Raw genomic sequence first — 10,574 nt, forward strand, 5'->3', positions numbered from 1 at the left:
AGGCGACGCCGCCGGAGGACGTCTCGTTCACCAGGCGCGACTTGACGGCTTCGGACTCGGTGAAGGCGTAGAGCGCGAGGGGCTTGTCGCGTTCGTTGATGAAGGCGATGGCGGCATCGAGGTCTGCGACTTCCACGACGGCGAGGATGGGACCGAAGATCTCCTCCTGCATGATGGGCGATGTGGGGTCGACATCGGTGAGCACCGTCGGCGCGATGTACAGGTCGTCGCGGTCGTGCCGGCCTCCCACCGCCGCCCGGCCGGAATCGAGCAGACGGGTGAGCCGGTCGAAGTGCCGCTCGTTGATGATCCGGCCGAAGTCGGGAGAGGTCTGCGGGTTGGTGCCGAACTGGGCGTCGACCGCCGCGCGGAGGGCGGGAACCAGGGCGGCGGCGGTGGCGGGATCGGCCAGCACGTAGTCGGGGGCGATGCACATCTGCCCCGCGTTGCCGAACTTGCCGCCGACCAGCCGCTTCGCGGTCTCCTCCACGTCGGCGTCGGGGGCCACGAAGACCGGATTCTTGCCTCCGAGTTCGAGCGTGACCGGGGTGAGGTGCTTCGCGGCTGCGGCCATGACGATCCGGCCGACCGTGCCGTTGCCGGTGTAGAAGATGTGGTCGAAACGCTGTGCCAGCAGGGCCGTGGTCTCCTCGACGCCCCCCTCGACGACGGCGAGCACGTCGGGGTCGAAGTACTCGCGCAGCAGGCGGGAAGCGACCGCCGAGGTGTGCACCGCGATCTCGCTCGGCTTGGCCACCACGGTGTTCCCGGCGGCCAGCGCGCCGATGATGGGGTCGATGAGAAGGTGCAGCGGGGCATTCCACGGAACGATCACCAGGACGACCCCGAGCGGGTCGTACGTGGTGTAGGCCGTTGTCGCGGGACCACCGAAGTGGGCGGGAACCTCCACCGGGCGGGGCTGAAGCCAGTTCTCGAGGTTCGCCAGTGCCTCGTCGATGTCACCGATGGTGAAGTCGATCTCGTGCGCCTTGGCCTCGGCTGCGTTCTTCCTCAGATCCGCCCAGAGCGCTTCGACCAGCTCCTTCTCGTTCTCCACCAGCAGCGCCCGCAGCCGCTGCAGCTGGTCGACGCGCCAGTCCAGTGAGCGGGTGACGCCGGTGTTGAACGTCGCACGAAGGCGGCCGACCACCTCCGCGGCCGTTTCGCTCTGGTGCGTCCTCGACTCGGTCGCCTGTGTTGTGGTCATGAGGTGTGCTCCGTTCTTGACGCAGGCCACGCCGTCAAAGGCGTTGGTGGCATGCCGTGGTACCGGTGATGGGCAACCCGGTGGATGACGGATGAAGGATCAATCCGTGCGTTCACTGTAACCCATGTACGCGCCAGCGCGAACATAGGGCGGAGGTTATCCTTCCCTCATGGCCAGTCGCACCTCGTCACCCCTCGTCCACCCCGACACGGACGACCTCGACCTCTTCAAGATCATGAGCGCGCTGACCGACGAGACCCGGCTCACCATCGTCGTCACCCTCTCCATTTCCCCCGGTCTGGCCTGCAGCGGCTTCACCCAGGACGTCACCGCGTCCGTACTCACCCGCCACTTCCGCGTCCTGCGCGAGGCCGGTCTCATCCGGCAGCACGATGTCGGCACCCGCCGCATCAACACCCTGCGCAAGGAAGATCTGGACCAGCGCTTCCCCGGACTGCTCGACCTCGTCCTCAAGGAGAGCGTCGGCCGCGTGGAGCCCTACGTGAACACCGAGAGCGCCTGACGCTCCGGCATCGCTCCGCGGCTGCGATGAACCGGACCCACCGCAGCCAGGCGTCCAGCTTGCGGCCGGCTTCGATCACGTCGAACAACACCTCATGCGCCGAGCGGCAGTAACCGGTGCCCCAGCAAGGCGATACGCCACCGGCCCCGACGTTCCCGCTTACACGGAGGCGGCGTACTACGCCGAACCCGGTCCCCCGTCGGCGGAGGCACTACGATTGCCGGCCAGCCGGGGCACCGACGCGACAAGCAGGTTCCGGCGGGCCGACTTCTCCCCGCACGTCTGCCGCGTCGACATCAGGTACCGCTCCAGGTGACGCACCCGCAGCTCCCCCCGTCGCGGCGGTTCCGTGAGCCCGTCGACCGTGGACACCTCCCGGTCCCAGCTCGTGTCTTGCAGACGAGGTCCACGCCCGTCGCGACGACGCCACCACTCGTACGCCGCCCGGTCATCCATGGACGCGTCGCGCCAGTCGACGCCAGCCTCGCGCGAACCACAGAAAGCCGAAGTACGTGCGCAGACCCCCTGGCTGACTACAGCTTTGGCCAGCTGCCCAACGCGAGGTTCGCGACTTGCAGCAGCTCAGGGCGGGAACTACCACTCGCGGCCTGGACGGCAATCCCATTGGCGACTGTTCTCAGGTAGAGCGCAAGAAAATGAGGATCCGTGGAAGGCGGAAGGTCACCGGCGTCCACCGCCTGTTGGAACCGGCGCGTCAAGTGGGCTATCCCATCCTCACGCCATGCGATGAGTGCGTCTCGGACTGGGCGGCTCTCATCCCCGGTAGCCAACGCACCCAGCACGCCAAGACAGCCCGTGGGCAATCCCGGCATGGTTGCCGCCTCGACCGTCCCGTGGAGCACGGCCGTGGCCACTGCTGCGCTCGTGGGCTCGGCCAGAGCTCGGGCGAAGTAGGTGGTCAAGCCCTCGGTGTACCGCTCCAGCGCCTTGTAGAAGAGGTCTTCTTTGCTGCCGAACGCCCTGTACAGGCTGGGGCGGCTGATGCCCATCGCTTGGGTGAGGTCGTCAAGGCTGGCGCCCTCGAAACCCTTTGACCAGAACACCAGGACTGCACGGTCGAGTGCCTCGTCGATGTCGAACGCGCGAGGCCTGCCGGGAGGGACCGGTGTTGTCGAGGTCATTTCTTCATCCTACCCCTTCGATACCGATCGGTACGGATGTGCTAAAGTATTTTCGTACCAATCGGTACGCTATACAGAGAGGTGGCATCGTGTCACAGACCGTACTCATCACTGGCGGTACCTCAGGCATCGGCTTGAGCCTCGCGCAATCCTTCGTCGAGCTCGGGGCGTCTGTCGTCGTCTGCGGGCGTTCGCAGGTCGCGCTTGACCGATTCACGCAGGCCCACCCGCAGGCGCTGGCCGTGCGGGCCGATGTGACGGACGCAGCTGATCGGGCAACGCTGTTGCAAGCAGTCGCTGATCGCTTCGGGCGTCTGGACGTGCTGGTCAACAACGCCGGTACGTTCGAGGAACGAGACTATGCCGCCGGCAAGAACCCCAACGCGACTCTCGATGACGAGGTGGCGTTGAACCTCACCGCCCCCATCCACTTGACGGGTGAAGTGCTCGAGCGATGGCCATCGCCCGACGCGATCGTATTCATCACCTCGGGGTTCGCTCTGGTCTCACCCACTCGCGCACCCACCCACGGCGCGGTCAAGGCCGGCCTGCACGGCTTCGCGGACGGCTTGCGCCGTCAACTCGCCCCGCAGGGCACCCATGTCCTCGAGGTCCTCCCACCGTCCACGGACACACCCATGAACGCCGAAGCCACGGGGAAGAAACTGGCTCCCGAGCAGGTGGCGGCAGTCACGATGAAAGCCCTTCGGCGGGGGCGGAACATGGCATTCCCCGGTCAGACGAAAGTCATGCCGGCCATGCTGCGCATCGCGCCGGGCACACTGCGACGCGTCGTCGCCGAGCTCTGAACCCCGTAGGAACCCTTCCCCCGACAACACCTCACCGAGGGGGCCGAGTGGACTCCCGCCTCCCGCGAAGCCGACGGCAAGCAGCCGTTTCGGCTAGGGCCAATGCCGTGACTCTGTTGGTGATCTTGCCGGGGTCAGTTGGGGGCGGCGCAGAGGGCGCGGAAGTGGCTTGGTGCCCGCCGGGGGGGGGCGGGTCGGTTCGGCGATCCAGTCGGCGGTGCGGGCGACGTTGCAGGCCAGTGCGGTCAGGACGTGCCCGAGGTGCGTTTTCGGCAGGCCTCGGTAGCGGGTTCGGCTCAGCGTCATTTTTGATCAACGTACTTGAACAAGCAAGCAAAAAAGGCATGTTGAAGGAGCACCATGTATGACGTTGTAGTGGTGGGCGGGCGCCTGGCGGGCGCCGCCACGGCAGCTCATCTCAGCAAACAAGGGCGAAGCGTCCTCCTCCTGGAGAAGGACACTTTTCCCAAGGACGTGCTTTCGACGCACTTCATGTGGCCCCGCGGCACCAGCTACCTGGCTCGACTCGGCGTCCTGGACCGGGTCGTCCCGGTGGCCCCCTTCTTCGAGGAGGTGGACCTGGTGATCGAAGGCGTCAGCATCCGCTCCGGAGTGGCGGAGGAGGACCTGCGTAACCGATTCCGCAGCTTGCACGGGGACGACAAGGACGTCGTCAACGCCTCATTCTCCGCCCGCCGTGACCTACTGGACGACCTGCTGCTCGCGTACGCGGCTGAGTGCGGCGTCGAGGTCCGGCAGGGCGCGCGGATGACCGAACTGGTCGAGGAGGACGGCCGGGTGGTGGGCGTGCGGTGGCGGTCGAGCCCCGACGGGCCCGAGACGACCGAGCGGGCCAGGATCGTCGTGGGCGCCGACGGCCGCCGCTCGCACGTGGCACGGCTGGCAGGCGCCGCGCGCAAGGACGTGCGGCGGAACGGATCCTTCGCCTGCTACACATACTTCGACAGCCACCTTCTGAAGGTTCCCACGCTCCGGCGCCGGGGGCGTCTCGGTATGGCTTTAAGCCCGACCAGCGGCGGCCGGACGATGGCGTTGGTCTACGGCCCCAGTGACTGGTACCAGGCCTTCCGGCAGGACAGCGCGGCCCATTTCACCCAGGCGTTGGGCTACGTCAGCCCGGACATGGCGGCCCTGGTCGGCGGCGCGGCACGCGTCTCCGGATTCTTCATGACCAACGACCAGACCCCCTTCATACGCGAGGTGTCCGGCGACGGCTGGGCTCTGGTCGGGGACGCGGCATCGTTCAAGGACCAAGCCACCGCCAGTGGCATGACGCACGCCCTCAGGGACGCCGAACTGCTCGCCCAGACCATTGGCCCCGCCCTCGCCGCCGGAGACGACCTCACGAGGGCGCTGTCGGACTACCGCGAGCGCCGTCACCTCGACAGCTGGAAGTACTACGACTTCGTCTGTTCCCAGGCTGAGATGCGGGCAGCGGAGGCCTCTGAGGTAAACCTGTTCCGCGCGGTGAGCGCCGACCTGCGCCACGCCGGCACGCTCCTCGGAGTGTTCAGCGACACGGTCGACCCCGACGCCGTCTTCTCCGTCGACAGCATGCAGCGCATCCTGTCCTCGAACTCCAGCGTCGTCCCTCCGGCGGACGAACCGACCGTGGCGTCCGACAGCAACCCGTTCGCCGCACAGGACACGGCGGAGGACGAGCACCTGGCACTCACTCACACGGTGCGCAGCTTCGCCTCCCCGGCCGGCAGCCGACTACTGGAGCGGGTGGAGCCGTTCCACCGCTGGTACAGCGCCCGCGTCGAATCGGAGACGTGGCTGTACTCCAGGACCCTTGCCGCCGCGCCGCTGTCCACGACCCGGCTCCTCGATGCCGGTGGGCGGGTCCTGGAGGGGATCAACTTCGCTTCCCAGGATTACCTGGGGCTGAGCAACCACCCCGAGGTGGTCGAGGCGGCGACCGCCGCCATCGCCGAGTTCGGTGTGCACAGCGCCGGTTCGGCAGCGGCCATCGGCAACACCGTCCATTCCCGGCGCCTTGAACAGAGCATCGCCGAACTCGTGGAAACGGACCATGTCGTCCTCTTCCCGACCGGCTGGGCCGCCGCGTACGGACCGATCAACGCCCTGGTCCGCCACTACGACCACGTGGTCATGGACCACTATGCCCACGCCAGCCTCTCCCAGGCGGCCCACGCGGCCTCGCGCAACGTCCACCGGGTGCCGCACCTGGACAACGAAGCCGTCCACGCCGTACTGCGCGAACTGCGCGACCGGGATCCCCACCACGCCATTCTGGTCGTCACCGAAGGCCTCTTCTCCATGGACGCCGACAGCCCCGACCTCGCCCGGCTCCAGGACATCTGCCACGAGTACGAGGCGACCCTCCTCGTCGATGTCGCCCACGACCTCGGATCCACCGGGCCCGGAGGGCAGGGCCAGATCGGGATCCAGCAGCTCGCCGGCCGTGTCGACCTGGTGATGGGCAGCTTCTCCAAGACCTTCGCCTCCAACGGGGGGTTCGTGGCCACCGCCTCGCCCGCCGTCCGAAGCTACATCGAGACCTACGCCACCTCGCACGTCTTCTCCAACGCCTTGTCGCCCGCCCAGGCCGCGGCAGCCAACTCCGCATTGCGGATCGCGATGTCCCCCGAAGGAGCACGGCTGCGCCGACAGACACTCGACGCCGCGTCGGCACTGCGTGAAGCTCTGGCCGACCACGGACTGGCCTGCCTGGGCAGCCCGGGTCCGATCGTTCCCGCCGTCATCGGCGACGAACGCGTAGCACGCCTCACACACCGTAATCTGCGCCCGCGCGGAGTGGCGGCCATGGTCGTCGAATACCCCGTGGTGCCAACCGGCTCCGCCAGACTGCGCCTACAGGTCATGCCGTCCCACACGCCCGAACAAACCGGGCAGGCCGCCGCCGCGATCGCCGCCGCGGTGTCCGAGGCCCGAACTGCCATCGACAGCCTCGACGCCGCTTCGGGCCTCGCCCGCCCCGACTCGCGCTGAAGCGTCCCAGGACGAGCGGCCTGCCGGCGTTCGACGCCGTCGTTGCGGACCAGGCCGAATTCCTGACCCGCCACCTCCTGAACAACTGACCGGCCCGTTCCGGATTGAAAGGATTCTCCATGTCCAAATTCCCCCTCCACCTGGTTCCTTCCCGCAGAGCGCTGACGACCGGGCGCTTCATCGTCGCGGCCACCCACTTGTTCACCCCGCGGCTGGCCGCGCGGGTTTTCCAGCTCACGGCCAGCGGTACCCCCGCGATCCCTTATGCGCGGATGTTCGCGATCCGCAACGCTGCTCTCGGGCTTGGACTGCAACGGATGGACAGTTTCACCCGGTCCCAGCAGCAGCAGTTTCTTGCGGTGAACATCGTCATGGACTCGGTCGATGCCGCCGCTTTCCTGGCTGCGGGCCTGCGGCGCGACGTCAGCCGTACCTCGGCCATGCTGTCCGCCGCCGTGGCTCTTTCTGCGGTGGTAGCCGGTACCACGGCCCTCATCGAGCACAAGCAAGCGGCCGCCCAAGAAACGGAGCCAACAACGACGGCGCCATCGAACAGCGACTGGAAGTGACCGCACCGGCGGTGGCACCGCAGCTGATCCACCGCACCGCCTCCATTGGCTGGAGGCCGCCGAGGACGGGTTGGCGGTCTCTGTCGAGATCAGCATCTGGCGGATGAGGTTCTGGCAAAGACGTGGACGACGGCGCCCGATGCCGTCGACGGCGAGGGCGCCCGGCTTCCCCCGACGGGGCAGGCCGGGGCACCGGCTGCTCGCACTGGTGGCGATCGCGGGGCGGACGGCGAGAGCGAGGATGCCGCCGGTGAGGGCGAGGACGGGGTAGCCGGAGGCGGAGACGACGAGGCCGGAGCTCAATCCCCCGGTGGCGCCGGCGACGGCGACGGAGACGTCGACCATGCCCTGGGTAACCGCTGAGCTGCGACCGGTGTCGTTCACTTGGCCTGAAGGACCTCGTTGCGCAGTGCGCGCAGCAGAGTCAGGGCGTGATTGTCGGCGTCGGTGAACGCGTTGATCGCCAGGAGGATGGATCCCGCGACCAGCTTCGCGGTGGCGGGGTCGTCGCCTGAGAGAGCAGCCTCATTGTGCAGGGCATCGGTCAGGACGAAGACCATGCGGGCCAGCGGATCATGGTTGATCTCTGCGACCAGCCGGCCCGTTTCGTCGTAGTCCATGGTGGCGTCGATACCGAATGCGGCGATCAGGACGCGGTGAAGTGTGTGCTGTCCGTAGGCGGGGCCAGCGGTGCCGGCAGCGGGCGCTCGCCAGCATCGCCTGCCAGGGCCGCCAGGGCATCGTCGTTGTTTCCGACGACGGCCTCCAGCGCTGCCAGGGCTCGCAGGTGCTCATCGTCAGTCAGCTCGATGTCCATGGCACCGCACTGCAGGCCAATGCCCGGAGCACGCGGCGGCGTTCGGCGCGAACCCACCGCCAGTGTCTGGCAACCGGCAGCCACCGTTCAACGTCGTCCCGGCCAGGACCTCAACCACAGACGCCCTGCGCAGCAGCGGCACCGTTCCCCCACTGCCCAACCGCAGCACGCTCGCGCCACCCGCGCCGTCCTGAATCCGACACCGCCCATCAAGGCGTGCGTGCCGACGACGTGCCTGTTCCCGCCCGGGTCGCATCCGCGCCCCAGCTGGCCAGCAGTCGCAGAGCCTCCGCCGACGGGGAGTTCGGTTCGGCGTGGTAGGTCACCAGCATCTGCTCGTGGGCGTCGGCCTGGTGGAACGACTCGAGGCGGAGATCGAGTTCGCCGACGAGCGGGTGGTGCAGGCGCTGGATACCGTGGCACCTCTCCTTGACGTCGTGGGTGGCCCACAGACGCCGGAACTCCTCGCTCTTCACGGAGAGTTCGCCCACCAGAGCGGACAGCCGAGGGTCCTCCGGATGGGAGCCGGCGTCCATGCGCAGCTGAGAGACGACGTCGCTCGCTTTGTGCTCCCAGTCCACGAACAGGTCGCGGTACTCGGGCCTCAGGAACACCAGCCGCGCCCAGTTCTGCTCCCTCGCCGGCAGCTCGGCCCAGTCGCCGAAGACCGCCGCGGCCATCCGGTTCCAGACGAGGATGTCCGAGCGCCGCCCCACGAGGATCGCTGGAACACCGTCCATAGTGTCCAGCAGCGTCCGCAGGGGACCCCGCACCTGCTGGGCGCGAACAGCCGGCTTCTTCTTCTGTTTCGGCTTCGCCAGATGCGTGAGGTGGGCGTGCTCGGCGTCGCTCAGTCTGAGCGCGCGGGCGATGGCGTCGAGGACCTCCGCCGACACGTGCCGCCCGTTGCCCTGCTCCAGCCGCGTGTAGTACGCCACCGACACCCCGGCCAGCTGCGCCAGCTCCTCGCGCCGCAGCCCCGGCACCCGCCGGTACCGCCCGTAGTCCGGCAGCCCCACGTCCTCCGGCTTCAGCCGGGCCCGCCGGGTGCGCAGGAACTCACTGAGCTCGGCACGCGAGTCCAGAGCGCCGGCGGCGGGCTCGCGCACCGGTTCGGGGTATTCGTCCATGCCTCGAGTATCCACGGTCGGACGCACACCTTCCTGACCCAACCAGTGGTAGGCACAGCGCACGTACGCAAAGCCGTGACCTGGGTGGATGCCGGATCGTCCAGCACGCTGGCCACTGTGCCCCGCTGGAAGACGGCCGGGGCGTGGCCTGGATCAAGAACGGAGTACATCCCATGAGCGCAACACAGGGGATCGAGTCGAGGACGCACCAGAGCGAAACGGCCGCGGAGGTGGTCGGCCGCCTTCGTGCGACGTTCAACACCGGCGTCACCCGCCCACTGGACTGGCGCATCGACCAGCTGCAGCGGCTGCGGGCGCTGCTGGTCGAGAACGAGAAGGAGCTGATCGAAGCGCTCTGGGCGGATCTGAGGAAGAACGCCGCCGAGGCGAAGACGCAGGAGATCGACTTCACCGTCGCCGACATCGACGAGGCACTGGCGAGTCTCGAGAACTGGCTTGAGCCCCGCCCGGTGGAGGTTCCCGCCCACTTCGGTGGTCCCGCGACCACGGCCTACACCACGTACGACCCGCTCGGGGTCGTCCTGGTGATCGCTCCGTGGAATTTCCCGCTGCACCTTCTCATCGACCCCATCATCGGCGCACTGGCCGCCGGGAACACCGTGGTGGCCAAGCCGAGCGAGATGTCGGTGCACACCTCGGCAGTGGCTTCACGCCTGCTGCGACAGTACTTCGACGCCGACGTGCTCACCGTGGTCGAGGGAGGTGCCGAGGAGACCACGGCCCTGCTGGCGCAGCGTTTCGACCACATCTTCTACACCGGCAACGGCGCGGTCGGCCGGATCGTCATGGCCGCAGCAGCCAAGAACCTCACCCCCGTCACCCTCGAACTCGGGGGCAAGTCGCCGGTCTTCGTGGCCCCCGACGCCGACGTGGACGAGACCGCGAAGCGGCTGGTCGGCGCCAAGTTCGGCAACGCAGGCCAGCAGTGCATAGCCCCCGACTACGTACTGGCCGATCCCGCCACCGCCGCCGCCCTGGTTCCCGCCCTCCGCGCGGCGGTCGACGCCCAGTTCGGCACCAACCCGCAGACTTCGGCCGGCTTCGGCCGGATCATCAACGAGCGGCACTTCGACCGGCTCACCCGCCTGCTGGACTCCGGCCAGGTGGCGGTGGGAGGCCAGCACGACCGCGACGACCTGTACATCGCACCGACCGTGCTCACCGATGTCGACCCCACATCGCCCATCATGCAGGAGGAGATCTTCGGCCCGATCCTCCCCGTCGTGGAAGTCGCAGACCTCGATGCCGCCATCGCCTTCATCAACGAACGCGACAAGCCCCTCGCGCTCTACGCCTTCACCGAGTCCGAAGCCGTCAAGTCGCGCCTGGTGAACGAGACGTCCTCCGGCGGCGTCGCCT

At 68.0% G+C, this 10,574-nt stretch carries 10 protein-coding genes; 5 read left to right on the forward strand and 5 right to left on the reverse strand.

Translation table 11 applies throughout. From position 1 onward, the window contains the following. Positions 1–1,207, reverse strand: a 1,207-nt coding sequence (locus PUR53_RS09670; protein ID WP_329908001.1) for an aldehyde dehydrogenase family protein, incomplete at its 3' end; no start/stop codon positions are given. A gap of 169 nt (positions 1,208–1,376) precedes the next feature. Here PUR53_RS09670 and PUR53_RS09675 point away from each other — a divergent pair. Further along, complete coding sequence (locus tag PUR53_RS09675; RefSeq protein ID WP_329896692.1) at positions 1,377–1,730, forward strand: ArsR/SmtB family transcription factor; 354 nt, start codon at positions 1,377–1,379, stop codon at positions 1,728–1,730. Positions 1,731–2,263: 533 nt separating this feature from the next. On the opposite strand, the gene PUR53_RS09680 is transcribed toward PUR53_RS09675, so the two are convergent. Further along, positions 2,264–2,872 (reverse strand): TetR/AcrR family transcriptional regulator, encoded by a 609-nt coding sequence (locus PUR53_RS09680; RefSeq protein ID WP_329896691.1) that lies wholly within the window; start codon positions 2,870–2,872, stop codon positions 2,264–2,266. 89 nt (positions 2,873–2,961) lie between these two features. Here PUR53_RS09680 and PUR53_RS09685 point away from each other — a divergent pair, with 89 nt between their 5' ends. The 3 genes from PUR53_RS09685 (at position 2,962) to PUR53_RS09695 (ending at position 7,247) form a co-directional block, all read left to right on the forward strand. Further along, positions 2,962–3,681 (forward strand): SDR family NAD(P)-dependent oxidoreductase, encoded by a 720-nt coding sequence (locus PUR53_RS09685; protein ID WP_329908003.1) that lies wholly within the window; start codon positions 2,962–2,964, stop codon positions 3,679–3,681. 360 nt (positions 3,682–4,041) lie between these two features. Next, positions 4,042–6,678: an aminotransferase class I/II-fold pyridoxal phosphate-dependent enzyme gene (locus tag PUR53_RS09690; protein WP_329908004.1), complete on the forward strand. Its 2,637-nt coding sequence runs from the start codon at positions 4,042–4,044 to the stop codon at positions 6,676–6,678. A 119-nt stretch (positions 6,679–6,797) separates the two neighbouring features. Continuing rightward, the gene (locus tag PUR53_RS09695; RefSeq protein WP_329896687.1) at positions 6,798–7,247 is read left to right on the forward strand and encodes a hypothetical protein; all 450 of its coding nucleotides are present in this window, start codon (positions 6,798–6,800) and stop codon (positions 7,245–7,247) included. A 380-nt stretch (positions 7,248–7,627) separates the two neighbouring features. Here PUR53_RS09695 and PUR53_RS09700 read toward each other — a convergent pair whose 3' ends face one another. The 3 genes from PUR53_RS09700 to PUR53_RS09710 form a co-directional block, all read right to left on the reverse strand. Further along, on the reverse strand, positions 7,628–7,867 hold the full coding sequence (locus PUR53_RS09700) for a hypothetical protein (protein WP_329896685.1): 240 nt from the start codon (positions 7,865–7,867) through the stop codon (positions 7,628–7,630). Positions 7,868–7,893: 26 nt separating this feature from the next. After that, positions 7,894–8,064 carry a hypothetical protein gene (locus PUR53_RS09705; protein ID WP_329896684.1) on the reverse strand — a complete coding sequence of 57 codons (171 nt, stop codon included), beginning with the start codon at positions 8,062–8,064 and terminating at the stop codon, positions 7,894–7,896. A 209-nt stretch (positions 8,065–8,273) separates the two neighbouring features. Continuing rightward, positions 8,274–9,194, reverse strand: a complete 921-nt coding sequence (locus PUR53_RS09710; RefSeq protein ID WP_329896683.1) for a helix-turn-helix domain-containing protein — start codon at positions 9,192–9,194, stop codon at positions 8,274–8,276. A 173-nt stretch (positions 9,195–9,367) separates the two neighbouring features. Here PUR53_RS09710 and PUR53_RS09715 point away from each other — a divergent pair. After that, on the forward strand, positions 9,368–10,574 hold a 1,207-nt coding region (locus PUR53_RS09715), incomplete at its 3' end, for an aldehyde dehydrogenase family protein (RefSeq protein WP_329908005.1).

It is taken from the genome of Streptomyces sp. SP18BB07, assembly GCF_036322545.1.
GTDB classification, from domain to species: Bacteria; Actinomycetota; Actinomycetes; order Streptomycetales; family Streptomycetaceae; genus Streptomyces; species Streptomyces deccanensis.

What these genes read in the sequence shown, in the direction of transcription:
- PUR53_RS09675 (WP_329896692.1), top strand. Translation starts at nt 1,377, where the DNA reads ATGGCCAGTCGCACCTCGTCACCCCTCGTCCACCCCGACACGGACGAC.
- PUR53_RS09680 (WP_329896691.1), bottom strand. Translation starts at nt 2,872, where the DNA reads ATGACCTCGACAACACCGGTCCCTCCCGGCAGGCCTCGCGCGTTCGAC.
- PUR53_RS09690 (WP_329908004.1), top strand. Translation starts at nt 4,042, where the DNA reads ATGTATGACGTTGTAGTGGTGGGCGGGCGCCTGGCGGGCGCCGCCACG.
- PUR53_RS09695 (WP_329896687.1), top strand. Translation starts at nt 6,798, where the DNA reads ATGTCCAAATTCCCCCTCCACCTGGTTCCTTCCCGCAGAGCGCTGACG.
- PUR53_RS09700 (WP_329896685.1), bottom strand. Translation starts at nt 7,867, where the DNA reads ATGGACTACGACGAAACGGGCCGGCTGGTCGCAGAGATCAACCATGAT.
- PUR53_RS09705 (WP_329896684.1), bottom strand. Translation starts at nt 8,064, where the DNA reads ATGGACATCGAGCTGACTGACGATGAGCACCTGCGAGCCCTGGCAGCG.
- PUR53_RS09710 (WP_329896683.1), bottom strand. Translation starts at nt 9,194, where the DNA reads ATGGACGAATACCCCGAACCGGTGCGCGAGCCCGCCGCCGGCGCTCTG.